Source organism: Nocardiopsis yanglingensis (assembly GCF_045809185.1).
Classification (GTDB): Bacteria; Pseudomonadota; Gammaproteobacteria; order Xanthomonadales; family Xanthomonadaceae; genus Stenotrophomonas; species Stenotrophomonas yanglingensis.
The window spans coordinates 127970-154184 of sequence record NZ_JBJNRH010000002.1 but is presented as its reverse complement, the minus strand read 5'-3'; the positions used below and the strand labels follow the sequence as shown (position 1 = coordinate 154184).

Genomic DNA, 26215 nt, shown 5'->3' with positions numbered 1-26215 from the left:
ATCCGACCCCGAAACCGGGGCCTCACCCCACCCGGCGCAGGAACTCCTCGGCCTCCATCGGCCGGCCCAGGTGATACCCCTGCAACTGGTCGCAGCCCAGCTCGCTCAGGTATTCGCGCTGTGCCTGGGTCTCGACGCCCTCGGCCACCACCTGCAGCTGCAGGGTGCGGCCCAGCGCGATGATCGACGAGACGATGGCGGCATCCTCGTCGTTGCGTTCCAGGTCATGCACGAACGCACGGTCGATCTTCAGTTCGGTGGCCGGCATCCGCTTCAGGTACAGCAGGCTGGAGTAGCCGGTGCCGAAATCGTCGATGGCGATGTGCACGCCCATCGCGGTCAGGTCGTTGAGGATCGCCAGGCTGGCATCGACGTCCTTCATTGCCGTGGTCTCGGTGATCTCCAGGGTCAGCCGCGCGGGTTCGATCCGGTGCCGCTGCAGCACCTCGCGCACACTGTCCAGCAGCGCCGGCGAGGCGAACTGCAACGGCGACAGGTTCACCGCCATCGACCATTCCGCATGCCCGGCCTGGTGCCATGCACGCAGCTGCGCACAGGCGCGGTCCAATACCCAGTCACCGATCGGCAGGATCAGGCCGCTGCGTTCGGCGATGGGAATGAACACATCCGGCGCCAGCAGGCCCAGCTCCGGGTGCTGCCAGCGCAGCAGCGCTTCGGCGCCGGTGGCCGGTGCGCCGGCGGCCGGGAACTTGGGCTGGTAATGCAGGACCAGTTCATTGCGCGTCACGGCCTTGCGCAGGTCCTGCAGCAGGCGCAGCTGGCGGTTGGCGCTGAGCTGCATCGACGGGGTGAAGAACGTATAGCCGTTCCGGCCGGTTTCCTTGGTGTGGTACATCGCCGCGTCGGCGTGTGCCATCAGCTCGCGCTCGTTGCCGGCGTCATCTGGATACAGCGCGATGCCCAGGCTGGCGCTGACCTGCAGCTCGGCTGCATCCAGCAGGAACGGTTCGCCAGCTGCCGCGATGATCCGCTCGGCGACCACCACCGCATCGTCGGGAATATCGATGGCCAGCACGATCACGAACTCGTCGCCGCCGAGGCGGGCGAAGGTGTCCTGCGGCCGCAGCAGGCCGCCGATACGCTGCGCCACTGCCACCAGCAGGCGATCACCCAGCTGGTGCCCGTAGGCATCGTTGACCGCCTTGAAGCCGTCCAGGTCGCAGAACATCACCGCCACCGCATGGTGGCGCCGCCGCGCCTTCTCGATGGCCTGCTCGATACGGTCCTGCAGCAGCATGCGGTTGGGCAGCTGGGTCAGCGGGTCGTGCAGGGCGGCCTGGATCAGCTTGTTGTTGGCGTGTGCCAGTGAATCGGCCAGCAGCCCGGTGCGCACGCGCATCTGCCGGTCGAACAGCGAGGCCACCAGCGCGATGCCCAGGGTGGCCACGGTGGTGACGATCACCAGTACCGCCAGCCAGCGCGTGTCGATGCCGCCACTGCCGACGGCGCCACAGATACTGCCTTCGGGGAAGCGCGCGGCGGCCATGCCGGTGTAATGCATGCCGACGATGGCCAGGCCCATCACCAGCGAGGCCAATGCGCGCAGACGCAGGGTGTTGCGCTGCTCGGTACGCAGGCGGAAGGCGATCCACAGCGCTGCACCAGCGGCGCCGATGGCTACCGCGATGGAGACGGCAAACCAGCCCGGGTGGTAGTCGATGCCGGGCTGCATGCGCATCGCCGCCATGCCCAGGTAATGCATGGTGGCAATGCCCAGGCCCATCAGCACGGCGCCGGCCAGCAGCCGGCGCCAGGGCAGGCTGGGCCGCGACACCAGCCACAGCGCATAGGCCGAGGCGCCGATCGACACTGCCAGCGAGTACAGGGTGATGCCAAGGTCGTAACCCACCGGAATCGGCAGGTCGAAGGCCAGCATGCCGATGAAGTGCATCGACCAGATGCCCAGGCCCATGGCCGCCGCCCCCCCGGCCAGCCACCAGCGGGCCACGCGGCCTTCCGCCGTGGCCAGACGCCCGGCCATGTCCAGCGCCGTGTACGAAGCAAGAATGGCCACCAGCAGGGAGATGATGACCAGGCTCTGACTGTAACTGCCAGTCATGTTGAATCCAGTGGGGGAGGGAGGGGCGCCCGCAAGGCGCACGCCCGCGACCCCTATCGGCGCGGGTGGGCAGGACTTGAGCGGTCGCAGCACCTGCGACCCGGCTCGGCTATCCTGCCACGCCTGTTCCCGTTGCTGGAAATCATCCGATGGCAAAAGCCCGCACCGCCTACGTCTGCAATGAATGCGGCGCCGAATTCAGCAAGTGGCAGGGCCAGTGCACCGAGTGCAATGCCTGGAACTCGCTGTCGGAAATCGTGCTGGAGAGCGCGGCGGCGGCCAAGGCGCCGGCCTCGCGCCGGGCCGGCTGGGCCGGCAAGATCGACCGGCCGAAGATCACCGCCCTGAAGGACGTGGAGCAGACCGAGCATCGCCGGGTCTCGACCGGCATCGGCGAGTTCGATCGCGTGCTGGGCGGTGGCCTGGTCGAGGGCGCGGTGGTACTGGTCGGTGGTGACCCGGGCATCGGCAAGTCGACCCTGCTGCTGCAGGCGGTGGCGAAGATGGCGGCCGAGCTGCCGGTGCTGTACGTCACGGGCGAGGAGTCGCTGGCACAGGTGGCCGGCCGCGCGCATCGTCTGGAGCTGCCGCTGGATGGCGTCAATGCGCTGGCCGAGACCGGCGTCGAGTCGATCCTGCAGCATGCGTCCAAGGCCGGCCCGCGGCTGATCGTGGCCGACTCGGTGCAGACCCTGTGGACCGAGAGCCTGACCGCCGCGCCCGGCTCGGTCAGCCAGGTGCGCGAGAGCGCGGCGCGGCTGGTGCGTTTCGCCAAGGAGACCGGCACCGCCGTGTTCCTGGTCGGTCACGTGACCAAGGAGGGCGGCATCGCCGGCCCACGCGTGCTTGAGCACATGGTCGATGCGGTGTTGTACTTCGAGGGCGAGAGCGGCAGCCGCTTCCGCCTGCTGCGTGCGTTCAAGAACCGCTTCGGCGCGGTCAACGAACTGGGCGTGTTCGCGATGGGCGACAAGGGCCTGAAGGAGGTCTCCAACCCATCGGCGATCTTCCTTTCCGGCGGCAGCACCCATCAGCCGGGCAGCTGCGTGATGGTCACCCGCGAGGGTACCCGGCCGCTGCTGGTGGAAGTGCAGGCGCTGGTCGATGCGTCGCCGCTGTCGAACCCGCGCCGTGTCGCGGTCGGCCTGGAGCAGAACCGGCTGGCCATGCTGCTGGCGGTGCTGCATCGCCACGGCGGCGTGCTGGTCGGCGATCAGGACGTGTTCGTCAATGTGGTCGGTGGCATCCGCGTGCAGGAGACCGCTGCCGACCTGCCAGTGCTGCTGGCGGTGTTGTCCTCGCTGCAGGACCGGCCGCTGGCGGAGAAGACCATCGCCTTCGGCGAAGTAGGTCTGTCCGGCGAGATCCGCCCGGTGCCCAATGGCGAAGACCGCCTGCGCGAGGCCGCCACCCATGGTTTCAAGCGCGCCATCGTGCCCAAGGCCAACGCCCCCAAGGGCGGTTCGGTGAAAGGCATGGAAGTGATCGCGGTGGAGCGGCTGTCCGAGGCCATCGACGCGGCGTGATGCCTGCCGCGCGCCCGCCGGGCATGGCCCGGCGTTGCCTTCGCGCGTGCGGAATGCGGCGGTGTGCACGGTAACGGTCAGCTTCCCTGTGCTAGTTTTTCCCGCTCGACGAAGGCGCCCTCTGGCGTCTTTCCGTGCCCAGGAGTAAACGATTACATGCAGGACACCGCGCTCACCGCCCCCAACGCCGAAATCCGTCGCGCCGGGGTCGATCTCAATGGACTGATGACGGTGCTGGGCAAGCACCTGTATTCCACCCCGGTGGTGGCGCTGCGTGAGCTGGTGCAGAACGCGCACGACTCGATCATCCGCCGCCGCATCGAACAGCCCGGCATCGAAGTGCCTTCGCGCATCTCGGTGCAGGTCGATGCCGGCGCCGGCGTACTGCGCATCACCGATACCGGTGCTGGCCTGACCCGCCAGGAGATCCACGATTACCTGGCTACCGTCGGCGTCGGCTATACCCGTGGCCTGCGTCAGGGCGGCGAGGACGATGAGGGCCTGATCGGCATGTTCGGCCTCGGCTTCCTGTCGGCCTTCGTACTGGCGCGCCGGGTCAGTGTGCGTACCACCTCGTACCAGACGCCGGATCTTGGCCATCTGTACGTGTCCAGCAACGCCGAGCAGTACACCGTCAGCGAAATGCCGGCGCGCGCGGTCGGCACCGAGGTGGAGCTGGAGCTGCATCCGGACTTCCTGCCGCTGGCCAACGAAGCGCGCCTGCACGAGGTACTGGGCCGTTACTGCGCGCTGCTGTCCGAGCCGATCTTCATCGGTGCCGCGGCCGAGGCGCTCAACCCCGAGCCGCCGCCGTGGCGTGGGCAGGGTGATGTTGCCCTGCATCCGGTGCAGGCGCGCCGCCAGGCGCTGCAGTTCGCCGCGCGTTTCGAACATGATTTCGAGCCGATCGTCACCGTGCCGTTGCGTGCCGATGGCAACAGCGATGCCACCGGCCTGCTGTGGGTGCAGGACGGCGCCACCTACGGCACCAGCGACAACCGCAACCTGTCGGTGTTCGTGCGCGGCATGCTGCTGGACGACGATGCGCGCGACCTGCTGCCGCCGTGGGCGGGTTTCATCGGCGGGGTGATCGAATCCTCCCGGCTCACGCCTACTGCCAGCCGCGAAGACCTGCAGCGCGATGACCAGTACCGCGCCGTGCAGCATGCGCTGCTGGAGGCGCTGATTGATGGTCTGGCCGACGTCGCGCGGCAGCAGCCGGAAGCCTGGCGGCGGGTACTGACCCGCCACAACGAGGCGCTGCTGGGCGCGGCGCTGTGCGATGACCGCCTGTTCGAACTGCTGCTGGAGCATGTTCGCGTGCCGACCTCGCAGGGCGATCTGCCTGCCAGTGCGCTGCCCGCACGCGGTGCCGTGCACGTCATTCTCGACAACGGCGGCGGCTTCGAGGAAATGCTGTTCCGCGCGATGGGCGTGCCGGTCGCGCATGGCCATCGCTATGCCGTGGTGCCGTTCCTGCGGCGCTGGGCCCAGGCCAAGGGCCTGCGCCTGGTTGAACTGGGGACCGAACAGGGTAACCGTGCGCTGTTCCGCAGCGACGACAGCCTCGACGAGGCGCAGCTGGCATGGCTGCGCGAGCAGCTGGGCGATGGCGAGCAGTTGCTGCCGGCACGCTTCAGCCCCGAGTCGCTGCCGGTGGTGGTGGTGCCCGACCGCGAGGCCGAACTGAAGCAGCGCCTGGAAGACGACGAGAACGACAAGCGCGTGTCGATGGCCGCGCTGCGCCTGGCCCGGCAGTTCACCGCACGCATCGAATCGCGCGCACCCTCGCGGCTGTACCTCAACCTCGACAACCCGGCGGTGCAGGCGCTGTTGCGCGCCCAGCGCGAGGGGCATCCACAGGCCGAAGCCGCAGCACGCCTGCTGCGCTCACTGAAGATCATCGTTGCCGCACAGGGCCGTCCGTTGGCCCGCGCGACCGCCACACCGGGCCCGGATCTCAACGGCGCCTTTACCGATATCGCCGGTGCCCTGCAGCAGATGCTGCGCTGAGCACCGCATCCTCTCATCCAGCCTTCGCTAGACAGGAGTACTTACCCCATGGACATCTGGAACTGGGTCGAAAAACTGCAGGGCGACCTGCGACAGGCCGGCCAGGCGCAGAATGCGCACCTGCTGAACCGCCTCGCCGACGAGGTGAGCGAGCTGCGTGTCGACCGCGTCGACGCGCTGCTGCCCGAAGCGCGAGCGCTGGGCAAGGCGCTGGACAACCCGTGGGTCGATGTCTATGTCGGCCACTGGGCGCTGCGCAACCGCGTCGGCAATCGCGTCGAAGGCGAGAGCGCGCTGGGCGAAGCCGTGGCGCTGTTCGAGCGTGCGCATCGTGAGGACACGCTGGAGTGCCCGCAGTCGATCTGCGTGACCCAGGATCTGGCTGCCTGCTACGGCAACATCGATGGCCCGGGCTGGGTTCCCGAGCGCGTCGAGGTGTGTGATGAAACGCTGGCGCGAATCGACCCGAGCTGGGCCTGCTTCCAGTGCCTGAGCTGCGAGAAGGCCGATGCCCTGCTTGACGATGGCCGCGGCCAGGATGCGCTGGACTACCTGCAGGTGCAGTCGGATGCGATCGAGGCCTGTGGCAAGGAAGTGTTCGACAGCTTCCCGGAGATGCAGATCAAGATCCTGCTGGGCATGGGCCGCGCCGAAGAAGCGCTGGTGCTGATCGAGAAGCGCGAGGCCGAAGTGGCCGCGTCCGGCGAGTACGAGCCGGCCAACTGTACGGTGCCGCGCCGCCTGTCCAAGGCGTGGGCGCTGGCCCAGCTGGGCCGCGACGAAGAGGCCGTGCAGCAGCTGGTGCCGTGGAGCGAACTGACGCCTACCTATTGGCGGCTGTGGGCGAACACCGCCGCAGCGCTGTGCCGGCGCGATCCTGCACGCAATACGTGGGATCTGGGCACGCGCTTCAACACCATCATCGAACACTTTGCCGAGGTTGGCTCGCACCGCCTGCTGATCGAAGTCGCCGCGCTGAGCCTGGAGCTGGCCCTGCAGCGTGGCGCGCGCTGGGTGGCACTGCGCCAGCTGGAACTGGCGCGTACCCATCTGGCACAGCTGCGCCAGGACCGCGGTGCGGCAGCGCTGGTGGGCGGCCTGGCGGCACGCATCGATGCATTGCCGGATGTGGCGCCGCTGCCGGTACCAGCCGCTGAACTACTGGTTTGGCTGAACGAGCAGGGAGAGCAGAACCAGTCGCGCGATCCCGAACGTGAGGCGCAGTGGCTGCTGCAGGCACAGGCGCAGTTGCCAGATGACGAGGCGCTGGCCGAGATGGCTGCCTCCGCGCTGAGCGCCTGTGGTGCACAGACCGAAGCGCGCGCATTGCTGTGGCGCTTCGTGCGCGCACACACGCAGGATGATGGTCCGGCCGCCTACACGCTGATGCGCTGGCTGGCCGAGCAGGGTGACGACGACGGCCTGCGCCAGCTGGCCGACCTCTATCGCGGCAGCGTGCCGGTGTTCGCGCACTGGTGCGAGGTGCAGCGCGCCCGCCGCGTGTCGGACTGGCCAGCGCTGGAGCAGGCCGCGCAGGCGCTGCTGGCGGCATCGCCCGGTTCGCACGGTGCGCGCGGCACGCTGGCGCGGATGTACATGGAAACCGGCCGCTTCAGCGAGGCCCAGGCCTGCTATGCGCAGTTGGTGGAGCTGCTGGAAGAACCGAATGCCGCGCACTGGGACCACATGAGCGCGGCCAGCGCGGCACGCGACTGGGATGCGGTGCGCCGCTCGGCGGCCGCGATCGGCATGGAGCTGTCCAGCCAGGACGGCGTGGTCGAGGAGCCGTGGGGCTGGGTGATCATCCGCAGCGAAGAGAACGGCGAGCCGATGGAGTACTACGCGCGCCGCAGTGGCCCGGTCACCGCACGTATCGTCGAGAACGCACCGGCCAACCGCGCGCAGCAGGTGGGCGACTGGGTGGTGTTCGATGCTGCGCTGGTGCACCCGGCGCCGGAGGAAGAAGAGGCACGCGAGCATTTCATCCCGACCTATGCGCAGGTGCATGTGCTGGAGCGCGGCGGCTTCGCCCGCAGCTGGCTGATCGACGGTGCGCATCCCGGCGAGGAGGCGTGGAATGCCTTTGTCGCAGCGGCCGAGGCGCAGGGCTGGCAGGTGTGGTCGCACAGCCGTGCGGACTACACCGTAACCGATCCGGAAGAAGAGGAGGGCACGCTGCCGGGCCTGCTGTTCACCGTCGCCCAGCCGCAGGACCATGCACCGCTGGCACTGCACCGCTTCCTGCAGCAGGAAACCGCGAAGTGGCCGCATCCGCATTGCTGGCTGCGCCTGGCCGAGGCCTGCGACCAGGATCGCCAGCCGCACCTGGATGTGATCGAGCGTTACGGGTTGTAAGCCTGGTATCGGGTAGTGGCGGCCGCGGGGCGGCGGCGCCCGGGTATCCAGAGTTTGCGGCCCGCCGCCGGCACAAACCACAAAGTGGTGGCCCGGCGGCGGGCGCCCCCGGCGGCGGTTTGGGGGGGGGGGGCCGCCCCGCCCCCGGCACTACCTCAAGGAGAAATACATGCGAAAGACAGGGATGTTCGTGATCACCGGGCTGCTGCTGGCCGCCAACGTGCAGGCGGCGCCGGCCTGCCAGGAACCCGCCGCCGTGGCCCGCGCATTCTTCGAGGCGACGTCGGGTGACAACGGCTTTGTGCTGGACGCACCGCAGGCGCTGGTCAGCGACAGCTTTGGCAAAGCCCTGCGTGGCGAGCGCGCCTGCCAGGCGCGCGAGCAGGGCATCTGCAACATCGACTGGGATCCGTGGCTGGACGCGCAGGACGCTGACATCGAGGGCCCGGTGACCTATCAGTGGAAGGGGGCCACGGCTGATACCGGCATGGTCGAGATCCACTACGCAGTGGAGAAGCAGGCGTTCGTGTCGCGCGTGCCGATGGTCCGCCAGGGCAAGGGCTGCTGGCAGGCCGACGACCTGATCTCCAACAACGGCCGCTCGCTGCGCCGGATCCTGGCCCAGCCTGTCCCTTGACGGTGGGGGGGGCGGCTGCGGCATCCACGCATGGCGTGGCCCTGTTGCCGGCCAGCGGCCGGCACTACCAGATTGGGGAGCGACCGTTGGTTGGCAGTACCGGGGTGGGGGCCGACCGTTGGTCGGCACGCCTTTATCGCGTGTGCCCGAACACCAGTTCGATCACGAACTGGCTGCCGAAGAACGCCAGCAGCAGCAACAGCATCGCCGCCAGCGTCCAGTGCACCGCCTTCATGCCGCGCCAGCCGTAGCGGCGACGGCCGATCAGCAGCACGCCGAACACGATCCACGACAGCACGCTCAGCACGGTCTTGTGCACCAGCTTCTGTGCCAGCAGATCGTCGACGAACAGCACGCCGGTGACCAGGGTCAGGGTCAGCAGCGCGAAGCCGACGGTGATCACCCGGAACAGCAGTGATTCCAGGTCGGCCAGCGGCGGCAGCGCGCGCAGCCACGGCCGGAACTCGCGGCGGCGAAGGGCGCGTTCCTGCAGCCACAGCATGATCGCCAGCAGCGCGGCGATGCTCAGCGTAGCGTAGGCCAGCAGCGCCAGCCAGGCGTGGCTGGCCAGGCGCCAGCCCAGCACCTTGCTCGGTTCGTGGCCGTAGCCGTGGTAGGCCAGCAGCAGTACCGCGGCCAGCGGGAACACCACCACGCCCAGTGCCGACATGCGCCCGCGCGCGCCGACCAGCGAGGTCAGCCAGGCCATGCCCAGGCCGACCAGCGACAGCGCGGCGAAGAAGTGCATGTCCGGCCCGCCGTTGGTGCGCATCGCCACCATCACGTGGTAGCCGCCGTGCAGCAGCATCGCCGGCAGGGCGGGCCACAGCCAGGCGGGGGAGCCGGTGCTTTCATCGCGGCCAAGCGCACGCACCAGCAGGGCGCTGGCGGCCAGGTAGAGCAGGGCGGCGATGAGAACGATTAACATCGTTGCAGTTTCGCATACCCCCGTGATGCTGGCGACGGCCCCGTGGTCGCAGTCCGGGGATACAGCCGGACCCGTTATACTGTCTGCCTTATTGTCCCCCGCTTTCAGACAGGTTGCGCCGCATGTTCGAGTCACTGACCCAGCGCCTTTCCGGCACCATCGAGCGCCTGCGTGGCCGCGGCCGCCTGACCGAGGAGAACATCCGCGAGGCCACCCGTGAGGTCCGCATCGCGCTGCTCGAAGCCGACGTCGCGCTGCCGGTGGTGCAGGCCCTGATCGAGCGCATCAAGGTGCGTGCGGTCGGCCAGGAAGTGCTGAAGTCGCTGACCCCGGGCCAGGCCCTGATCAAGGTCGTGCGCGACGAGCTGACCGCGGTGATGGGCGCTGAAGCCAGCGACCTGAACCTCAATGTGCCCGCTCCGGCCATCATCCTGATGGCCGGCCTGCAGGGCGCCGGCAAGACCACCACGGTGGGCAAGCTGGCCAAGCACCTGAAGGAAAAGCGCAAGAAGAAGGTGATGGTGGTCTCGGCCGACGTCTACCGTCCGGCCGCGATCGAGCAGCTGAAGACCCTGGCCGAGCAGGTCGGCGTGCTGTTCTTCCCGTCCAGCGCCGACCAGAAGCCGGAAGCCATCGTCCGCGCCGCCATCGACGATGCACGCAAGTCGTTCGTCGACGTGCTGCTGGTCGATACCGCCGGCCGCCTGGCCATCGACGAAGCGATGATGGCCGAGATCAAGGCCCTGCACGCTGCCGTGAACCCGGCCGAAACCCTGTTCGTGGTCGACGCCATGACGGGCCAGGACGCGGCCAACACCGCCAAGGCCTTCGGTGACGCGCTGCCGCTGACCGGCGTGGTGCTGACCAAGACCGACGGTGACGCCCGTGGCGGTGCCGCGCTGAGCGTGCGCTACATCACCGGCAAGCCGATCAAGTTCGTCGGCGTCAGCGAAAAGCCGGAAGGCCTGGATGTGTTCCATCCGGACCGTATCGCCAGCCGCATCCTCGACATGGGCGACGTGCTGTCGCTGGTCGAGCAGGTTGAGCAGCAGGTCGACAAGGACAAGGCCGCCAAGCTGGCCGAGAAGGTCGCCAAGGGCAAGAAGTTCGACCTGAACGACATGCGCGACCAGCTTGAGCAGATGCAGAACATGGGCGGCATCGGCGGCCTGATGGACAAGCTGCCGGGCCTGGGCAACATCCCCGACCATCTGAAGCAGCAGGTCAGCCAGGGCAAGGAAGTGCCGCGCATGATCGCCATCATCAGCTCGATGACCAAGAAGGAACGGCGCAACCCGAACCTGCTCAACGGCTCGCGCCGCGCGCGCATTGCCAAGGGCTCGGGCGTGACCCCGGCCGACGTCAACAAGCTCATGAAGCAGTACATGCAGATGGAAAAGATGATGAGCAAGATGGCCGGCGGCGGCATGAAGGGCATGTTGCGCAGCATGAAGGGCATGATGGGCGCCATGGGCGGCCGCGGCATGCCGTTCCGTTGATGGCGGCCCCGTCCGCACTCTGATGTAGCGCCCGAGCCCATGCTCGGGCGACGGCCTAGAAGCGCCGCATCCAGCAGCCGAGCAGGCTCGACTCTACCCCCATCCTGCGCGCACCATGGGGGCCTGTCCGAAACGATGGGCCGTCATGCAGAGTTCCGCTGTATCTTCCCGCGTCGAGGCGTTCTGCCGGCGCTTCGGCGTTTCCGTTCCGATCCTGCTGGCACCGATGGCCGGCGCCTGCCCGGTGGCGTTGTCGGCTGTGCTGGCCAATGCCGGCAGCATGGGGGCAATGGGCGCGGTGCTGTCGTCGTCGTCCGATATCGGTCGCTGGATGGACGACTTCCGTGCGACCTCCACTGGCCCGGCGCAGGTGAACCTGTGGGTGCCGGACCCCGCACCGACCCGTGATGTCGCTGCCGAGGCCGCCAGCCGCGCCTTCCTCGCACAGTGGGGCCCGGACGTGCCGGCCAGCGCTGCCGACGCCACGCCCGCCGATTTCGAGGAACAGTTCGCCGCGCTGCTGGCGGCGCGCCCGGCGGTGGCCTCGACCATCATGGGCGTGCTGCTGCCGCGCCACGTGCAGCAGTTGAAGGACGCCGGCGTTGCCTGGATCGCCTGTGCGACCACCTTGTCCGAAGCGCGCGCGGCACAGGATGCCGGTGCCGACGCCGTGGTTGCGCAGGGCGTGGAAGCCGGTGGTCATCGCGGTTCCTTTGATCCGGCAATGGCCGAACGCCAGCTGGTCGGCTTGTTCGCGCTGCTGCCGCGCCTGGCTGACCACCTGCAGATTCCGGTGATCGCCGCCGGCGGCATCGCCGATGGTCGTGGCATCGCTGCCGCACTCACCTTGGGTGCCAGCGCCGTGCAGATCGGCACCGCCTTCCTGCGCACGCCCGAAGCGGCGATTGCTTCGGCGTGGGCTGATGGATTGGCGGCCAGCGAACCCGAAGATACCTGGCCGACCCGTGCCTTCAGCGGCCGCCTGGGTCGTGGTCTGGCGACACCCTATGTGCGCGCCGCCGCTGCAGAGGGCGCACCGGCGCCACGCCCGTACCCGGTGCAGCGCGGCCTGACCGCGCCGATGCGCAAGCAGGCCGTGCAGGAAAATCGTCTGGCGGCGATGCAGGCCTGGGCCGGGCAGTCGGCGTGGATGGCCCCGGCACAGCCGGCCGCCGACGTGTTGCGCGGCATGTGGGAACAGGCGCAGGCGCTGCTGCGATGACCGTGACCTGCAACGGCCAACCGACGCAGGTGGAGGATCTGCTACCTGCGCTGGTCAACTATGGCCACTTCACCTCGCTGCAGGTGCGCGGCCACGCCGTGCAGGGACTGGGCCTGCATCTGGCGCGGCTGTCGCAGGCCACGCACGAACTGTTCGGCAGCGAACTGGATACGACGCAGGTGCGGCGTTGGATGGTGCAGGCCCTGCAGCAGGCCGGGCTGGCCGATGCCTCGCTGCGGGTGACGGTGTTCTCGCGTCGTTTCGATTTCCGCAATCCGCTGGTTGCGGTGCCAGTGGACGTGCTGGTGGCGGTGTCCGCGCCGGTGGCGCTGGTCGCACCGAAGCGGGTGCGCAGCGTGGTGTGGCAGCGCGAGCTGCCGCAGATCAAGCACGTCGGTACGTTTGGACTGTTTGCCGAGCGTCGCGCGGCGATGGCGGAAGGATTCGACGATGTGCTGTTCGTGACCGCCGATGGCGACGTGAGCGAAGGCAGCACCTGGAACCTGGCCGTTCACGATGGTGAGCGGCTGCTCTGGCCGCAGGCACCGGCCCTGCGCGGTACCGCCGAGACGTTGTTGAAGCAGCATTGGCCGGGGGTACAGCTGACGCGGCCGTTGGCACTGGCTGAACTGGATAGCGTGAAGGCCGCTTTTGCCTGCAACGCCAGCGGCCTGTGGGCGCTGGAGGCCATCGACAGGCATGTCCTGCCCGGCTCGCAGGTACTGGCTGAACAGGGCAGGGCGGTGCTGGCGGGCGTGGCTTGGCAGGGACTGGGTTCAGATCCCTTTTGCGCCGCAAAAGGGATCTGAACCCGGGCGAGCGCCCCTGGGGTTGGCTCGGCCGGGCTCTGCCGCTATAATCGCCCGCTTACCTCGCCATCCTGGCGACTGGGCAATAGGAAAAACACCATGGTCAAGATTCGACTGACCCGCGGCGGCGCCAAGAAGCGTCCGTTCTACCACATCATCGTCACCGACGTGCGCAGCGCGCGCGACGGCCGCAACATCGAGCGCGTTGGCTTCTACAACCCGGTCGCCCAGGGCGCCGAGAAGCGCATCGAGCTGGACCTGGCCCGCGTTGACCATTGGGTCAAGAACGGCGCCCAGCCGACCGACAAGGTCCGCAACCTGATCAAGGAAGCGACCAAGTCCCAGGCCGCTGCGGCCTGATCCTGACGGGCCACGCTTCGGCGTGGCCCTCTTGGTTGAAGCAGATGAAAGATATCGAGCGCCGCATCCTGCTGGGCAGGGTTGTCGGCGCTTTTGGTGTGCGCGGCGAGATCAAGCTCGAGTCCTGGACCGAGCCACGTTCCGCCATTTTCCGTTACCAGCCGTGGATCGTGCGCAGCCCGTCCGGCGTGGAAACCACGATTGAAGGTGTGCGTGGCCGCGACAGCGGCAAGCACCTGGTCGCCCGTTTCCCCGGCGTCGAGGACCGCGACACCGTCGAAGCGATGCACGGCACCGAGATCTACGTGGCCCGCAGTGCATTGCCGCCGCCGAAGCCCGACGAGTACTACTGGGTGGACCTGGAAGGCCTGGACGTGAAGACCACCGAGGGCGTTGCCCTGGGCCAGGTCTCGCACCTGTTCAGCACCGGCGCCAACGACGTGGTGGTGGTCCGGGGTGACCGCGAGCGGATGATCCCGTTCGTGCAGCCGGACTTCGTCAAGTCGGTCGACTTCGAGGCCAACCTGGTCGTGGTCGACTGGGATCCCGAGTTCTGAGTGTGAACATGCGTTTCGACGTCATCACCCTGTTCCCCGAGTTCCTCGCCCAGTCCGCTGGACTGGGCGTGGTCGGGCGCGCGCAGGAGAAGGGGTTGTTCAGCCTGCATGGCTGGAACCCCCGTGATTACGCCGAAGGCAACTACCGCCGGGTGGACGACCGTCCGTTCGGCGGTGGCCCGGGCATGGTGATGCTGATCGAGCCGCTGCAGGCCTGCCTGCAGGCGATCCGTGATGCCGATCCGACCCCGGCGCGGGTGATCTACCTCAGCCCGCAGGGGGCGCCGTTGACCCAGGCCAAGGTGCGGGAACTGGCGGCACTGCCGCGCATGGTCCTGCTCTGCGGCCGCTACGAGGGCATCGACGAGCGTTTCCTGGAGGCCAACGTCGACGAGGAAATCTCCCTCGGCGACTACGTACTATCCGGTGGCGAGCTGGGCGCGGCGGTGATCATCGACGCCGTGGCCCGCCTGCAGGACGGTGCCCTGAACGACGCGGAATCGGCGGCGCAGGACAGCTTCGAGGGCGACCTCGGCCTGCTCGACTGCCCGCATTACAGCCAGCCGGCCCAGCATCCGCTGGGTGACGTGCCGGATGTGCTGCGCTCGGGCAACCACGCGGCCATCGCGGCCTGGCGCCGTCAGCAGTCGCTGGTCCGTACCGCCCAGCGGCGCCCGGACCTGCTGGATGAACAGGCGCTGGGCAAGGCCGACCGCAAGCTGCTGGAGCAGGGTCGTCAGGCCCAGAAACACAAGGCCAGCCCCTAGCGCAGGGCTGGCGTTATCGGCTATCATGGCCAATTCCCGTCGGCCCCGGCCGGCGTGCGCAGTACCCAAAACAAACGTGCAGCACAGTCCGGTGACTGCATGAGCCTACGTTGTCGATACGACACGCCCACCCGAACAAGAATCGGTGTAACCCATGAGCAAGCTGAACAAGTCCATCGTCGCGGAATTCGAATCCGCCCAGATCACCCGTGAACTGCCGAAGTTCAGCCAGGGCGACACCGTTGTCGTCAACGTGAAGGTGAAGGAAGGCAGCCGCGAGCGCGTGCAGGCCTACGAAGGCGTTGTCATCGCCACCAAGAACGCCGGCCTGAACTCCTCGTTCACCGTCCGCAAGATCTCGCACGGCTACGGCGTCGAGCGCGTGTTCCAGACCCACAGCGCCATCATCGACTCGGTCGAAGTGAAGCGTCGTGGTAAGGTCCGCGCCGGTAAGCTGTACTACCTGCGTGGCCTGGAAGGCAAGGCTGCCCGCATCAAGGAAGATCTGGCTGCCGCTGCTGCCGCCAAGGCTGCCCGTCTGGCCGAAAAGGCCTGATAAACAACTTCGGTTGTTGCCGCGACGGCCACCTTCGGGTGGCCGTTTGCGTTTCCGGCACCGCATCGGCCACGATCGGGTGATGAACGACATCAACCGGCACTATCCCGCTGTCATCCAGTCGGCGCTGCGCTTCCTCGACGGCAAGGGGCTGGCGCGCGTGCAGTCGGCGCCGCTGCTGCATCGTGTGCTGTGGCGCATGGGCATCGCGCTGCCACCGCCCATCCTGGCCGGCTTCGGCACCAATGCGCTGGTACAGGGCCTGCTGTTCGGGCTGTTCTGGACCGCGCTGATGTGGCTGATGCTGTGGCAGGGCAGCGAGCGCCCGCTGGCCCTGCTGCTGGCGGCCGGACTGTTGGCCGGTGCCCTGTTCGGTGTGGTGATGGCGGCGCTGATGCGCTCGCTGCGCCGCCACCGCAAGCTGCCGGACTGGCGGCAGTTCCGGGCGCGGCAGGCGGACTGATCCGATGGCGCACCGCGCCGTGACCGGCAGGTGCGAGCCGCGCTAGGCTGCGGTTTCATCCTGATGGACGTGCCGTGCGATGCCTGCCAAGCGAACCGCACCTTCCGCCGCGCCCACGCTGCTGTCCGGCGGCAATCCGCAGATTGCCAAGGGCGAGGGCGATGCCCCGGTGCAGGCCTATATCGCGGCGATGCCGGACTGGAAGCGGCCGATCGGAGTACAGCTGGATGCGCTGATCGTGCAGGCGGTGCCTGGCGTGCACAAGGCCGTGAAGTGGAATTCGCCGATGTATGCGGTGGCGCCGGGGGCAGGCTGGTTTCTCAGCTTCCATTGCTTCACCCGCTACATCAAGGTGGCGTTCTTCCGCGGTGCTGCATTGACGCCGGTGCCGCCCGAGCCTTCCCGGAGCGCCGATACGCGCTACCTGCACATTGCACAGGATGGGGTGCTGGATGAAGCACAGTTCCTCGACTGGGTGCGCCAAGCCGCGGCATTACCCGGCGAGCGCATGTAAGCGCACCGTTCCGATCCCCTTGCCAACGAGAGCCGCTGATGGCCACGCACGCACCGAACCCTGCCGATGCCGGAACGCCGGCCGCTGAACTGATCGATGCACGCATCGCCGAGCTGGGCGACTGGCGTGGCGAAGTGCTGGCACGCGTGCGTGCGTTGATCCATGAAGCGCTGCCGGACGTGCAGGAAACCTGGAAGTGGCGCGGTACACCGGTGTGGGAGCACAACGGCATCCTGTGCACCGGCGAAACCTACAAGCAGGCGGTGAAACTGACCTTCGCCAACGGTGCGGCGCTGGCGGACCCGAAGGGTCTGTTCAACGCCAGCCTGGAGGGCAACATGCGGCGCGCGATCGACATCCATGAGGGCGCGATGCCCAATGCCGCTGCATTGAAGGCGCTGCTGCGCGCGGCGGCGGCGTTCAACGCTGCGAAGAAGAAGAAGCGCTGACCGTCTTCTGTAGAGCCGAGCCCATGCTCGGCTGACAGGCCTGTGCGGACCAACGGTCCGCACCTACCACATTCAACGGCCTGTGCGGACCAACGGTCCGCACCTACCACATTCAACGGCCTGTGCGGACCAACGGTCCGCACCTACCACATTCAACGGCCTGTGCGGACCAACGGTCCGCACCCACCTCACCTTGGCGGGGCTGACTCCAGCGCGGCATCCGGGTCGGCCACCGGCGAGGGCGGGCAGGCGGGAATCTCCGAAGGCGTAGCCAGCTCTTCGGCGTGCGAGGGCTTGCCGATCATCTTCGCCTTGCGCCAGCCGCCCCAGCGGTAATACGCCAGCGACAGCAGCATCGACACCAGCGAGCTGACCGGGAAGCTCCACCAGATCGCGTCGGCGCCCCAGTACGGCTGCAGCAGTTCGGCGAATGGTACGCGCACGCCCCACAGTGAGCCGGCCAGGATCAGCAATGGCGGAATCACCGCGCCGGTGGAGCGCACCACGCCGGAGATCACGAAGCTGACGCCGAAGAACAGGAACGAGCCGATCACCACGTGGTTGAGGTGGCGGGCGATGTCCAGCGCCTGGCTGGCCGGTGGCAGGAACAGGGCCAGCAGCTGGCGATCGAACAGCACCAGCGGCAGGATCAGCGCGCCGGTCAGCAGGAAATTGAACAGCACGCCCTGGCGCGCGGTGCCACGCACGCGGTCCCAACGCTGCGCCCCGACGTTCTGCGCGGCCATCGACGAGCACGCCGCGCCGATCGCCATCGCAGGCATCTGCAGGTAGTTCCACAGCTGCAGGGCAGCGCCGTAACCGGCGCCGGTGTCGGTGCCGTACTGGTTGACCATGGTCATCAGCAGGATCACCGACAGCGAGATCAGCACCATCTGCAGGCCCATCGGCACGCCTTTGACCACCAGCGCCTTGAGGATGGTCATGTCGAGCTTGAACAGGCGCATGTCGGCGCGGCCCAGCCACAGGGTGTGGCGCTTGTGCCGCATGTACAGCAGCAGGCCGGCCAGCGACAGCGTCTGCGCGACCAGCGTGGCCCAGGCCGAGCCGGCGATACCCAGCGCGGGGAACGGCCCCATGCCGAAGATCAGGACCGGGTTCAGCACGATGTCCAGCGCCACCGACACCATCAGGAAGCGGAACGGCGTGCGCGAGTCACCGGCACCGCGCAGTGCGGCGGTAAGGAAGGCGAACGCGTACAGCGTGGGCATCGCCAGGAAGATGATCTGCAGGTAGGCCTCGGCCAATGGCAGCGAGGCGGCCGGCGTGCCCATCGCCGCCAGCAGCGGATGGGCCATGAACCAGCCGGCGATGGCGATGATCACCGACAGGCCGATGAAGAAGGTGGCACTGGTGCCGACCACGCGCCGTGCCTGCGCGATGTCGCGCGCGCCGATCGCCTGGCCGATCAGGATGGTCGAGGCCATGCCGAAGCCGAACACCGAGCCGATCAGGAAGAACATGATGTTGTTGGCGTTCGCGGTGGCGGTCAGTGCCGCCTCGCCGAGGAAGCGCCCGACCCAGACCGCATTCACCGAACCGTTCAGCGACTGCGCGATGTTGCCTGCCAGGATCGGCAGTGAAAACAGCAGAAGATTGCGGCCGATCGGGCCGGAGGTCAGGTCAAGCGGCGCTTTGGCCATGGAGTGGTGATCGAATCCCGGGAGGCGCACACTAGCACCAAGCCGGTTTGCAGGATGTGGCAATGCATCAACGACTGCAGGTGAAATGGAGCTTGGCGTTGGCCTTGATCGGCGCCGCACTGGCCGCATGTTCGACAGGTGACCGGCTGGGCGATACCCAGGTGCGGCCGACCGACCGCCCCGAGTGCCTGGTTGGCAGCCAGCGCCAGGACCTGTCCGCTGGTGTACCTACGTTGATCGGGGGCAGCGGCTGCCGTACCGACCCCGACCATCCGCGCCCTCTGAACAAGCCACCGGAGTAGTCCGTACCGATGCCTGAGCTTTCCCCGTTGTCGCCCAGTGTCCGCCTGGACATCTGGTTGTGGGCGGCCCGCTTCTTCAAGACCCGCAGCCTGGCCAAGCAGGCCATCGAGACCGGCAAGGTCAGCGTGGCCGGGCAGCGCCCGAAGTCCTCGCGCGCGGTGCGCGTGGGTGAGCAGCTGCAGGTGGATCGTGGCGAGGAGCATTTCGAGATCCAGGTGCTGGGCCTGAGCGACCAGCGCGGGCCGGCGCCAACGGCACAGCAGCTGTATGCCGAGAGCGAGGCCTCGAAGGCACGCCGTGCCGAGCAGCGTGCACTGCGCATCGCCGCACGCGATGGGTTCCAGCCGCCGGAGCACAAACCGGACAAGCGCGCACGGCGGTTGATCCGCGCGCTGGGCGATATCGACGCGTTGTAAGCAACAGGGCGCCGGACCGGGTCCGGCGCCCGCAAACCTCAGCGCTTGCCGCCCAGCAGGCTGCCGCCGATCTTCAGCAGATCGCCCACACCGAGCTGGCCGTCACCGTCCTGGTCCAGCAGGCTGCCGAGCAGGCCACCGGCAAGACCGCCCTGTTGCTGCACCTGCTGCTTCTCCTGGCCCAGGGCCTGGCTGAGCGAGCCGGCATCGGCCTGGCCGCCGCCCAGGCGCTGGGCCAGGAAGGCCATCACGATCGGGGCAAGAATCTGCAGCAGCTGGCTGGTGCGGCCGCTGTCGAGCTGGGTGGCCTGGGCCAGCCCAGTCTCCACCTTCTGCTGGCTGCCGCCGAAGATGTGGCCGAGGATGCCGGCGCCGTCGCTGGCGGCACTGCTGCCACCGCCGCCCAGCACCGAGCCGAGCACGCTGCCCAGGTCCAGGCCACTGTGGTTGCTCTGCAAGGCGCCGAGCAGGGCCTGCGCGCCCTGCGGCTGCGAGGCGTTGTTGCCCAGCGCGCCCATCAGCACCGGCAGCGCGGCACTGATCGCGCCGGAAGCCTGGGTATCGCTGATGCCGAGCTGCTGCGACACCTGCTGCAGCGGGGCGCCCTGCAATTTGGCGAGAAGTTCGTCGGTCAGGCTCATCTGCGGAATCCTTGATTGGGGTTGGGCGTGCAGAAGGTACGACGCGGACCGTTAAAACGGCGACGCCGCCTCACGGGGAGGCGGCGTGCCGTACACGGGGCAGGGCGATCAGAGCTCGATGTCTTCGGCGCCCGGGGTCGCGGTGGGGAAGTCCGCTTCCGGCTGCGCTGGCTTGAACGGATCCGACGGCTGGCTGGCCAGCGCCTTCAGCGCCGCGGCAATGCCGGCACCGTAGGCCGGGTCGGCCTTGCTGCAGTTGTCGATGTGGCGCTGCTTGATGAAGTCCGGCGCATCGCCCAGGGCACGGGCGGTGTTGGCGAACAGGCGGTCCTTCTGTGCCTGGTTGTAGCTGCGGAACAGCGCACCGGGCTGGCTGAAGTAGTCGGCGTCGTCCTCGCGGAAGTTCCAGAAGTCGGCGTCGCCGCGGATCTTCATCGGCGGCTCGCGGTACTCCGGCTGCTCCTGCCACTGGCCGTAGCTGTTCGGCTCGTAGTGCGGCAGCCCGCCGTAGTTGCCGTCCACGCGCATCGCACCATCGCGGTGGTTGCTGTGCACCGGGCAGCGCGCTGCGTTCACCGGAATCTGGTGGTGGTTCACGCCCAGGCGGTAGCGCTGCGCATCGGAATAGGCGAACAGGCGCGCCTGCAGCATCTTGTCCGGCGACGGGCCGATGCCCGGCACCAGGTTGCTCGGCGCGAACGCCGACTGCTCCACGTCCTGGTACCAGTTGACCGGGTTGCGGTTCAGTTCGAACTGGCCCACTTCGATCAGCGGGTAGTCGCTCTTCGGCCACACCTTGGTCAGGTCGAACGGATGCACGCGGTAGGTTTCCGCGTCCAGCTCCGGCATGACCTGGATGAACAGCTTCCACTTCGGGAAGTCGCCCTTCTCGATCGCGGCGAACAGGTCGCGGCCGTGGCTTTCGCGGTCATGGCCGACCAGGATCTGCGCCTGCGCGTCGGTCAGCGATTCGATGCCCTGCTGGCTGACGAAGTGGAACTTCACCCAGAAGCGCTCGCTGTCGGCGTTGGTGAAGCTGTAGGTGTGCGAGCCGAAACCGTGCATGTGGCGGAAGCTGCGCGGAATGCCGCGGTCGCTCATCACCACGGTCACCTGCAGCAGGGCTTCGGGCAGCAGGGTCCAGAAGTCCCAGTTGTTGCGCGCGCTGCGCAGGTTGGTATGCGGGTCGCGCTTGACCGCCTTGTTGAGGTCGGCGAACTTGCGTGGGTCGCGCAGGAAGAACACCGGCGTGTTGTTGCCGACCAGGTCCCAGTTGCCCTCTTCGGTGTAGAACTTCAGCGCGAAGCCGCGGATGTCGCGCTCGGCGTCGGCGGCGCCACGCTCGCCGGCCACCGTGGTGAAGCGGGCGAACATCTCGGTCTGCTTGCCGACTTTCTCGAACAGCTTGGCGCGGGTGTACTTGCTGATGTCGTGGGTGACGGTGAAGGTGCCGAACGCGCCCGAGCCCTTGGCATGCATGCGGCGCTCGGGAATGATCTCGCGGTTGAGGTTGGCCAGCTTTTCCAGCAGCCAGACGTCTTCCATCAGCAGCGGGCCACGCGGGCCGGCGGTCTTGCTGTTCTGGTTGTCCACCACCGGTGCGCCGAAGGCCGTGGTCATCGGCGTGACCGGATCATCGCCGTGCTTCTGCTTCGGCGTGGTGCTCAGCTCGCGCTGCTGCTGGGCGCCTTCCTCGGGCGACGGTGCGCTGTGATACGGGCACTTGGCGTTGTTGTTGTCGGACTGGCTCATCGGCTGGCTCCTGGTGGCGGTGAAGACGTGGGAGAAACATCTTCACTCGACTTTAGCTATGGCCAGATGAAATGAATAATCGAATGATCCATTCAGGTTGATAGATTCTGTCAATTGAAACGCAGAATCGGATTTGCACAATCTTTCAACAGGCCTCCCGCAAGGCGAGCGGGAGGCCATGGGCGTGCGCTGCGGCTACAACAGTGCCTTCAACCGGTACAGGGCTTCCAGTGCCTGCTTCGGCGTCAGTTCGTCCGGGTCGATCGCCGCCAGCGCGTCCTGCGCCTTGCTCGACGGTGCCGCGAACAGGCCGAACTGCTGCGGTGCGTCCAACGCCTGCGGCGCCAACTCGGCGGCATGGCTTTCACCACCGCGCTGTTCCAGCTCGGCCAGGCGACGCCGTGCCTGTGCCACGGTGGCGCGCGGCAGGCCGGCCAGTGCCGCCACCTGCAGGCCGAAGCTGCGGTTGGCAGGGCCGTCCTTCACTGCGTGCATGAACACCAGCGCTTCACCGTGCTCGACGGCATCCAGATGCACGTTGGCGATGCCGCTGCGGCCGCCCTCGTGCTGCTCGTCGGCCAGCGCGGTCAGCTCGAAGTAGTGGGTGGCGAACAGCGTGTAGCAGCGGTTCTGGTAGGCCAGGTGGCGGGCCACTGCGTCGGCCAGCGCGAGGCCATCGTAGGTGGACGTGCCGCGGCCGATCTCATCCATCAGCACCAGTGAATGCGCGGTGGCGTGATGCAGGATGTAGCTGGTCTCGGCCATCTCGACCATGAAGGTCGACTGCCCGCGGGCGAGGTCGTCACCGGCGCCGATGCGGGTGAGGATGCGGTCGATCGGGCCGATCAGCGCACGGCTGGCCGGCACGAAGCTTCCGATGTGGGCCAGCAGCACGATCAGCGCGTTCTGCCGCATGTAGGTCGACTTACCACCCATGTTCGGGCCGGTGATGACCAGCATGCGACGGTCCGGATGCAGGTCCAGATCATTGGGTTCGAACGGCTGCTCGCGTACCGCCTCGACCACCGGATGGCGGCCACGCTCGATCTTCAGGCAGGGCTCGGCCTGCAGCTCCGGACGCGCCCAGTCCAGCGCCTGCGCGCGTTCGGCGAAGGCCGCCAGCACATCCAGTTCGCTCAGTGCAGCGGCACACTGCTTCAGCGGTTCCAGCTGCGCGCCGAGGGTATCCAGCAGTTGCTCGTACAGGTACTTCTCGCGCGACAGCGAACGGTCGCGCGCGGACAGCACCTTGTCCTCGAACGCCTTCAGTTCTTCGGTGATGTAGCGCTCGGCATTGGTCAGCGTCTGGCGGCGGGTGTAGTGCACCGGCGCGCGGTCGGACTGGCCCTTGCTGATCTCGATGTAGTAGCCGTGTACGCGGTTGTAGCCCACCTTCAGGGTGGGAATGCCGCTGCTCTCACGCTCGCGCAGTTCCAGGTCGACCAGGAACTGGTCGGCATGGGTGGACAGGCGGCGCAGCTCGTCCAGCTCTTCATCGAAGCCATCGGCCAGCACGCCGCCATCGCTCAGCTTCAGCGGCGGCATTTCGGCGATGGCGCTGGCCAGCAGCTGCGCGCACTCATCGTGTTCGCCCAGCGCGGTATGCAGGGCCTGCAGGCGCGGCGAATCCAGCGGCGCGAGCACCTCGCGCACGGCTGGCAGCAGGCCCAGGCCATCGCGCAGGGTGGAGAAATCGCGTGGCCGCGCCGAACGCAGCGCGACACGGGTGAGAATGCGTTCCAGGTCACCGAGGCGGCGGAACTGTTCGCGGATGTCGGCGTCGCTGCCGCGATCGATCAGGGTTTCCACCGCGTGGTGGCGCTGCACCAGCACCTCGCGCAGGCGCAGCGGGCGGTGCAGCCAGCGCCGCAGCAGGCGGCCGCCCATCGGCGTGACGGTGCTGTCGAGCACGCCCAGAAGTGTGTTGCGGGTATCGCCGTCAACACGCGTATCCAGTTCCAGGTGGCGGCGGGTGGCAGCATTCATCGCGATCGCCTCGCCAGCGGTTTCCATCGCGATCGAGGTCAGGTGCGGCAGCCGCTGCTTCTGGGTTTCCTCGACATAGCCGAGCAGGGCGCCGGCGGCAGCGGTGGCGCGCGGTTTGTCATCGATGCCGAAGCCGCTCAGGTCATGCAGCTTGAAGAAGTTCAGCAGCTGACGGCGGCCGCTGTCGGCGTCGAACAGCCACGGCGCACGGCGGCGCACGCCGGTGCGCTGGCGCAGGAAGTCGGGCCAGTTCTCTTCGTCGGGCACCAGCAGCTCGGCCGGCTCCAGACGGGCCAGTTCGGCTTCCAGCGCGTCGTCGGTTTCAACTTCATTGACCAGGAAGCGGCCACCGGCCAGGTCGGCCCAGGCCAGGCCGTAGCCCTGCTTGCTGCGCGAGAGCGCCATCAGCAGGGTGTCGCGGCGCTCGTCCAGCAGCGCTTCGTCGGTGATCGTGCCGGGGGTGACGATGCGCACCACCTTGCGTTCGACCAGGCCCTTGGCCAGCGCCGGGTCGCCGATCTGCTCGCAGATCGCCACCGATTCGCCCAGCGCCACCAGCCGTGCCAGGTAGCCTTCGTAGGCATGCACCGGCACGCCGGCCATCGGAATCGGTGCGCCGCCGGAGCTGCCACGCTGGGTCAGGGTGATGTCGAGCAGGCGCGCGGCCTTGCGCGCGTCGTCGTAGAACAGCTCGTAGAAGTCGCCCATGCGGAAGAACAGCAGCAGGTCCGGATAGTCGGACTTGGCTGCGAAGAACTGCTTCATCAGCGGGGTGTGTTCGGCGGACTTGTCTTTGGACATGGGACTCGTGGATCAGGGCGTCCGGCCGCGCCGGAGGGCGGCGGCAGCGGAGCTGGTGCAGGGCCGTCCATGGTAACTGCTGGGGCGCAGGGCTGCCGCCACTGGTGTACGGCACAGCAACGGGGTCAGGCCGGGACCAGGGTGATCTGCCGGTGGCCGCCGAAGATCTCCATGACGATCTCGAAGTAGGTCGGGCCTTCGCCCCGTTGCAGCGCCTCCAGTTGGCGGGCAATGGCCTGCGTATTGAAGCTGCCCGGTGTGTCCAGCTTGGCCTGCAGCCATTGGCGGGTGGTCTCCACGCCCAGGGCCGCGCGGCTGTGGGCGATATCGCGCCAGATCAGTGTGGCCTGCGGATGGCCGGCCAACGCGCCATAGCCGCCATGCAACAGGTCGTCCAGCGCATCCAGGCTCGGTCCGAGCTGCCAGTCCTCGCCGGCCATGAACACGCGGTTGATCTCCGCGTACAGGCTGGCAATGTCATCGATGGCGCTCCCTTCGATCTGCAGGGTGATGGTCATGTACGGACTGTAGCGTTGTTCCGGGCGCGGATGAGGGTCCGGTGGCGCGCGCTTTGCGGAGCACATCCGGGCAACCCATACTGCGCGCCGTATGGCTGTGTTTGGCGCCTGCACCAGGAGTCACGCCGGTCCCAGGGGGAGTGCATTGAACCTCAGGAATGATGCGTTCCATCGCACCAGCCGCACGTTGGGCCCCCGGCGATTGCAGGCCACACCGCCATGGAGATGCATTCCAGATGATGTCTGACGCCGCCCGCAATACGCTCCGCTACTCCTACGGGTACTCCATGGGGGTACTTTGGAGAAACATGAATATGGAACTGGAAGGGCGTGGCATGACCTTCGAGCAGCAGACGGAGGATTTCTTCTCGATGCTGGAGATATTGATGATGGAAGGCAGGCTGAAGCTTGCCTCCAATGGTGTCTTCGCCGTGGGGAGGACCGCGGAGCAGCTGGACGTTCTGCGCCGCGCGTGGCCAGCCAGAAGAGACCAGGCGGATCTCGATGAGGAGGGAATCTGGTTCCTTTCAGATGCGCCGTTTGGACTGGTCTGGATGTCGCCTGAAGGAGAAGCATGGACATGAAACTCCTGATGGGCGCTTCCAGACCGCAGGGTGCCCATTCGATCGCACTGGCGCACTTGATCGTGATTTCGCGCGAAGGGGCCATGCCGGACGGTGCGGGCATCCTGAGGGGAATCTGCCATCAGGCTGCTTGGCGCAGCCGCTCAATGGTGTACGGGGGCTGGCAATGAGCCGGAAGTACGCGATCGCTTTGCACTTCCCGGTCGTATTGCCACAGCGCGACGTGTGGATCCGTGCAGCATGGGGCGACGTTCCCGTCTCCTACTTTCAGGGCGATGAGGATCTCAACAACAGCAGCTTTCTCGATCTGAAGGTCAACAAGTGGGAGATCGGCAGCGATGAGTGGGCGGGAATGATCGAGCCCTTCATCAGGATAGAGATTCTTCGAGCCCACGCACTCGTGGAGCACCTGGGCGAAACCGAATATCGCCCACCTGTGGATGCCGCCCAGCAGACGCTCGTTGTTCTGGAATTGGACGAGGGTGGTAGTGAACTGGACGAATGTTTGTTGAAACGTCTTGTATCCATCCTGGCTGACGGCAACAGGTTGTATTGCTGTAACGATGGCTTCGAGTTGGCGGGTGGGAAAGTTGCTCAGGCTTTCCCGACACTGAAGGAGGTTCAGCTGAAACTTCAGCAGAAAGGCCGATCCGCCGATGGTGGAAATCCGACTCCAGCGGGGCGTATCACTGCTGGAAGTGAAAAGCTCTGGTTGCGTCCAAATCCGTGATGGCGGCGTGATGTTGGTCCGTGTGTGAAGGAAATCGATATTTCATTCGGGTATAGCGCTTTCTGGCTCGGTTCGATTTCACGCCTGT

At 67.3% G+C, this 26215-nt stretch carries 26 protein-coding genes; 19 read left to right on the top strand and 7 right to left on the bottom strand.

Translation table 11 applies throughout. From position 1 onward, the window contains the following. Nucleotides 1-22: 22 nt before the first annotated feature. Nucleotides 23-2080 carry a putative bifunctional diguanylate cyclase/phosphodiesterase gene (locus ACJ7C5_RS03915; protein ID WP_412703106.1) on the bottom strand — a complete coding sequence of 686 codons (2058 nt, stop codon included), beginning with the start codon at nt 2078-2080 and terminating at the stop codon, nt 23-25. A 149-nt stretch (nt 2081-2229) separates the two neighbouring features. On the opposite strand from ACJ7C5_RS03915, the gene radA reads away from it, so the two are divergent. The 4 genes from radA to ACJ7C5_RS03895 all read left to right on the top strand — a co-directional run bounded on the left by radA (nt 2230) and on the right by ACJ7C5_RS03895 (nt 8611). Then, nucleotides 2230-3606, top strand: coding sequence for a DNA repair protein RadA (gene radA / locus ACJ7C5_RS03910; protein WP_412703105.1), 1377 nt, complete (start codon nt 2230-2232; stop codon nt 3604-3606). Nucleotides 3607-3762: 156 nt separating this feature from the next. Beyond that, nucleotides 3763-5619 (top strand): ATP-binding protein, encoded by a 1857-nt coding sequence (locus ACJ7C5_RS03905; protein ID WP_412703104.1) that lies wholly within the window; start codon nt 3763-3765, stop codon nt 5617-5619. A 48-nt stretch (nt 5620-5667) separates the two neighbouring features. Next, nucleotides 5668-7974 carry a tetratricopeptide repeat protein gene (locus ACJ7C5_RS03900; RefSeq protein ID WP_412703103.1) on the top strand — a complete coding sequence of 769 codons (2307 nt, stop codon included), beginning with the start codon at nt 5668-5670 and terminating at the stop codon, nt 7972-7974. Nucleotides 7975-8143: 169 nt separating this feature from the next. Beyond that, entirely contained in the window at nt 8144-8611 is a 468-nt protein-coding gene (locus tag ACJ7C5_RS03895) for a hypothetical protein (RefSeq protein ID WP_075675020.1), read from the top strand. Between the two features lie 133 nt (nt 8612-8744). On the opposite strand, the gene ACJ7C5_RS03890 is transcribed toward ACJ7C5_RS03895, so the two are convergent. Further along, nucleotides 8745-9539 carry a cytochrome C assembly family protein gene (locus ACJ7C5_RS03890; protein WP_099552435.1) on the bottom strand — a complete coding sequence of 265 codons (795 nt, stop codon included), beginning with the start codon at nt 9537-9539 and terminating at the stop codon, nt 8745-8747. Between the two features lie 122 nt (nt 9540-9661). Between ACJ7C5_RS03890 and ffh the strand changes: the two genes are divergently transcribed. The 10 genes from ffh to ACJ7C5_RS03840 all read left to right on the top strand — a co-directional run bounded on the left by ffh (nt 9662) and on the right by ACJ7C5_RS03840 (nt 16735). Next, nucleotides 9662-11038: a signal recognition particle protein gene (ffh, locus tag ACJ7C5_RS03885; protein ID WP_005408591.1), complete on the top strand. Its 1377-nt coding sequence runs from the start codon at nt 9662-9664 to the stop codon at nt 11036-11038. Nucleotides 11039-11183: 145 nt separating this feature from the next. After that, nucleotides 11184-12260, top strand: a complete 1077-nt coding sequence (locus tag ACJ7C5_RS03880; protein WP_094000270.1) for an NAD(P)H-dependent flavin oxidoreductase — start codon at nt 11184-11186, stop codon at nt 12258-12260. Then, nucleotides 12257-13069: an aminotransferase class IV family protein gene (locus tag ACJ7C5_RS03875; protein WP_412703102.1), complete on the top strand. Its 813-nt coding sequence runs from the start codon at nt 12257-12259 to the stop codon at nt 13067-13069. The genes ACJ7C5_RS03880 and ACJ7C5_RS03875 overlap by 4 nt, the downstream gene beginning before the upstream one ends. A 99-nt stretch (nt 13070-13168) precedes the next feature. Continuing rightward, entirely contained in the window at nt 13169-13429 is a 261-nt protein-coding gene (gene rpsP / locus ACJ7C5_RS03870; protein ID WP_005415733.1) for a 30S ribosomal protein S16, read from the top strand. Nucleotides 13430-13473: 44 nt separating this feature from the next. Beyond that, on the top strand, nt 13474-13986 hold the full coding sequence (gene rimM, locus ACJ7C5_RS03865) for a ribosome maturation factor RimM (RefSeq protein ID WP_010483256.1): 513 nt from the start codon (nt 13474-13476) through the stop codon (nt 13984-13986). 8 nt (nt 13987-13994) lie between these two features. Beyond that, nucleotides 13995-14753 (top strand): tRNA (guanosine(37)-N1)-methyltransferase TrmD, encoded by a 759-nt coding sequence (gene trmD / locus ACJ7C5_RS03860; RefSeq protein ID WP_088025178.1) that lies wholly within the window; start codon nt 13995-13997, stop codon nt 14751-14753. Nucleotides 14754-14907: 154 nt separating this feature from the next. Then, a complete protein-coding gene (gene rplS, locus ACJ7C5_RS03855; protein WP_005408597.1) occupies nt 14908-15309 on the top strand; it encodes a 50S ribosomal protein L19 in 402 nt (133 codons plus the stop codon). An 82-nt stretch (nt 15310-15391) separates the two neighbouring features. Next, entirely contained in the window at nt 15392-15772 is a 381-nt protein-coding gene (locus tag ACJ7C5_RS03850; RefSeq protein ID WP_075675013.1) for a DUF6404 family protein, read from the top strand. A gap of 79 nt (nt 15773-15851) precedes the next feature. Further along, nucleotides 15852-16286, top strand: a complete 435-nt coding sequence (locus ACJ7C5_RS03845) for a DUF1801 domain-containing protein (protein WP_412703101.1) — start codon at nt 15852-15854, stop codon at nt 16284-16286. A 38-nt stretch (nt 16287-16324) separates the two neighbouring features. After that, on the top strand, nt 16325-16735 hold the full coding sequence (locus tag ACJ7C5_RS03840) for a DUF1801 domain-containing protein (RefSeq protein ID WP_088025182.1): 411 nt from the start codon (nt 16325-16327) through the stop codon (nt 16733-16735). 188 nt (nt 16736-16923) lie between these two features. On the opposite strand, the gene ACJ7C5_RS03835 is transcribed toward ACJ7C5_RS03840, so the two are convergent. Then, the gene (locus ACJ7C5_RS03835; protein ID WP_412703100.1) at nt 16924-18396 is read right to left on the bottom strand and encodes an MATE family efflux transporter; all 1473 of its coding nucleotides are present in this window, start codon (nt 18394-18396) and stop codon (nt 16924-16926) included. A gap of 62 nt (nt 18397-18458) precedes the next feature. On the opposite strand from ACJ7C5_RS03835, the gene ACJ7C5_RS03830 reads away from it, so the two are divergent. Continuing rightward, entirely contained in the window at nt 18459-18698 is a 240-nt protein-coding gene (locus ACJ7C5_RS03830) for a hypothetical protein (RefSeq protein ID WP_094000263.1), read from the top strand. 9 nt (nt 18699-18707) lie between these two features. After that, a complete protein-coding gene (locus tag ACJ7C5_RS03825) occupies nt 18708-19115 on the top strand; it encodes an RNA-binding S4 domain-containing protein (protein ID WP_004149153.1) in 408 nt (135 codons plus the stop codon). Between the two features lie 38 nt (nt 19116-19153). Here the strand turns inward: ACJ7C5_RS03825 and ACJ7C5_RS03820 are convergent, their stop codons facing one another. From ACJ7C5_RS03820 to ACJ7C5_RS03805, 4 genes are all read right to left on the bottom strand, one after another. Further along, on the bottom strand, nt 19154-19756 hold the full coding sequence (locus ACJ7C5_RS03820; RefSeq protein WP_412703099.1) for a DUF937 domain-containing protein: 603 nt from the start codon (nt 19754-19756) through the stop codon (nt 19154-19156). Nucleotides 19757-19864: 108 nt separating this feature from the next. Continuing rightward, nucleotides 19865-21376 carry a catalase gene (locus ACJ7C5_RS03815; RefSeq protein ID WP_217899746.1) on the bottom strand — a complete coding sequence of 504 codons (1512 nt, stop codon included), beginning with the start codon at nt 21374-21376 and terminating at the stop codon, nt 19865-19867. A 327-nt stretch (nt 21377-21703) separates the two neighbouring features. After that, entirely contained in the window at nt 21704-24295 is a 2592-nt protein-coding gene (gene mutS / locus ACJ7C5_RS03810; RefSeq protein ID WP_412703098.1) for a DNA mismatch repair protein MutS, read from the bottom strand. 125 nt (nt 24296-24420) lie between these two features. Continuing rightward, nucleotides 24421-24813, bottom strand: a complete 393-nt coding sequence (locus tag ACJ7C5_RS03805) for a barstar family protein (protein ID WP_094000260.1) — start codon at nt 24811-24813, stop codon at nt 24421-24423. A gap of 308 nt (nt 24814-25121) precedes the next feature. Here ACJ7C5_RS03805 and ACJ7C5_RS03800 point away from each other — a divergent pair, with 308 nt between their 5' ends. Genes ACJ7C5_RS03800 through ACJ7C5_RS03790 form a run of 3 tightly spaced genes read left to right on the top strand, consistent with a single transcriptional unit; the run spans nt 25122 to nt 26127 of the window. After that, a complete protein-coding gene (locus tag ACJ7C5_RS03800; protein WP_412703097.1) occupies nt 25122-25397 on the top strand; it encodes a DUF596 domain-containing protein in 276 nt (91 codons plus the stop codon). Next, the gene (locus ACJ7C5_RS03795) at nt 25394-25567 is read left to right on the top strand and encodes a hypothetical protein (protein ID WP_412703096.1); all 174 of its coding nucleotides are present in this window, start codon (nt 25394-25396) and stop codon (nt 25565-25567) included. The genes ACJ7C5_RS03800 and ACJ7C5_RS03795 overlap by 4 nt, the downstream gene beginning before the upstream one ends. Next, nucleotides 25564-26127, top strand: coding sequence for a hypothetical protein (locus ACJ7C5_RS03790; RefSeq protein ID WP_412703095.1), 564 nt, complete (start codon nt 25564-25566; stop codon nt 26125-26127). The genes ACJ7C5_RS03795 and ACJ7C5_RS03790 overlap by 4 nt, the downstream gene beginning before the upstream one ends. Nucleotides 26128-26215: the final 88 nt, after the last annotated feature.

What these genes read in the sequence shown, in the direction of transcription:
- ACJ7C5_RS03915 (WP_412703106.1), bottom strand. Translation starts at nt 2,080, where the DNA reads ATGACTGGCAGTTACAGTCAGAGCCTGGTCATCATCTCCCTGCTGGTG.
- radA (WP_412703105.1), top strand. Translation starts at nt 2,230, where the DNA reads ATGGCAAAAGCCCGCACCGCCTACGTCTGCAATGAATGCGGCGCCGAA.
- ACJ7C5_RS03905 (WP_412703104.1), top strand. Translation starts at nt 3,763, where the DNA reads ATGCAGGACACCGCGCTCACCGCCCCCAACGCCGAAATCCGTCGCGCC.
- ACJ7C5_RS03900 (WP_412703103.1), top strand. Translation starts at nt 5,668, where the DNA reads ATGGACATCTGGAACTGGGTCGAAAAACTGCAGGGCGACCTGCGACAG.
- ACJ7C5_RS03895 (WP_075675020.1), top strand. Translation starts at nt 8,144, where the DNA reads ATGCGAAAGACAGGGATGTTCGTGATCACCGGGCTGCTGCTGGCCGCC.
- ACJ7C5_RS03890 (WP_099552435.1), bottom strand. Translation starts at nt 9,539, where the DNA reads ATGTTAATCGTTCTCATCGCCGCCCTGCTCTACCTGGCCGCCAGCGCC.
- ffh (WP_005408591.1), top strand. Translation starts at nt 9,662, where the DNA reads ATGTTCGAGTCACTGACCCAGCGCCTTTCCGGCACCATCGAGCGCCTG.
- ACJ7C5_RS03880 (WP_094000270.1), top strand. Translation starts at nt 11,184, where the DNA reads ATGCAGAGTTCCGCTGTATCTTCCCGCGTCGAGGCGTTCTGCCGGCGC.
- ACJ7C5_RS03875 (WP_412703102.1), top strand. Translation starts at nt 12,257, where the DNA reads ATGACCGTGACCTGCAACGGCCAACCGACGCAGGTGGAGGATCTGCTA.
- rpsP (WP_005415733.1), top strand. Translation starts at nt 13,169, where the DNA reads ATGGTCAAGATTCGACTGACCCGCGGCGGCGCCAAGAAGCGTCCGTTC.
- rimM (WP_010483256.1), top strand. Translation starts at nt 13,474, where the DNA reads ATGAAAGATATCGAGCGCCGCATCCTGCTGGGCAGGGTTGTCGGCGCT.
- trmD (WP_088025178.1), top strand. Translation starts at nt 13,995, where the DNA reads ATGCGTTTCGACGTCATCACCCTGTTCCCCGAGTTCCTCGCCCAGTCC.
- rplS (WP_005408597.1), top strand. Translation starts at nt 14,908, where the DNA reads ATGAGCAAGCTGAACAAGTCCATCGTCGCGGAATTCGAATCCGCCCAG.
- ACJ7C5_RS03850 (WP_075675013.1), top strand. Translation starts at nt 15,392, where the DNA reads ATGAACGACATCAACCGGCACTATCCCGCTGTCATCCAGTCGGCGCTG.
- ACJ7C5_RS03845 (WP_412703101.1), top strand. Translation starts at nt 15,852, where the DNA reads ATGCCTGCCAAGCGAACCGCACCTTCCGCCGCGCCCACGCTGCTGTCC.
- ACJ7C5_RS03840 (WP_088025182.1), top strand. Translation starts at nt 16,325, where the DNA reads ATGGCCACGCACGCACCGAACCCTGCCGATGCCGGAACGCCGGCCGCT.
- ACJ7C5_RS03835 (WP_412703100.1), bottom strand. Translation starts at nt 18,396, where the DNA reads ATGGCCAAAGCGCCGCTTGACCTGACCTCCGGCCCGATCGGCCGCAAT.
- ACJ7C5_RS03830 (WP_094000263.1), top strand. Translation starts at nt 18,459, where the DNA reads ATGCATCAACGACTGCAGGTGAAATGGAGCTTGGCGTTGGCCTTGATC.
- ACJ7C5_RS03825 (WP_004149153.1), top strand. Translation starts at nt 18,708, where the DNA reads ATGCCTGAGCTTTCCCCGTTGTCGCCCAGTGTCCGCCTGGACATCTGG.
- ACJ7C5_RS03820 (WP_412703099.1), bottom strand. Translation starts at nt 19,756, where the DNA reads ATGAGCCTGACCGACGAACTTCTCGCCAAATTGCAGGGCGCCCCGCTG.
- ACJ7C5_RS03815 (WP_217899746.1), bottom strand. Translation starts at nt 21,376, where the DNA reads ATGACCACGGCCTTCGGCGCACCGGTGGTGGACAACCAGAACAGCAAG.
- mutS (WP_412703098.1), bottom strand. Translation starts at nt 24,295, where the DNA reads ATGTCCAAAGACAAGTCCGCCGAACACACCCCGCTGATGAAGCAGTTC.
- ACJ7C5_RS03805 (WP_094000260.1), bottom strand. Translation starts at nt 24,813, where the DNA reads ATGACCATCACCCTGCAGATCGAAGGGAGCGCCATCGATGACATTGCC.
- ACJ7C5_RS03800 (WP_412703097.1), top strand. Translation starts at nt 25,122, where the DNA reads ATGAATATGGAACTGGAAGGGCGTGGCATGACCTTCGAGCAGCAGACG.
- ACJ7C5_RS03795 (WP_412703096.1), top strand. Translation starts at nt 25,394, where the DNA reads ATGAAACTCCTGATGGGCGCTTCCAGACCGCAGGGTGCCCATTCGATC.
- ACJ7C5_RS03790 (WP_412703095.1), top strand. Translation starts at nt 25,564, where the DNA reads ATGAGCCGGAAGTACGCGATCGCTTTGCACTTCCCGGTCGTATTGCCA.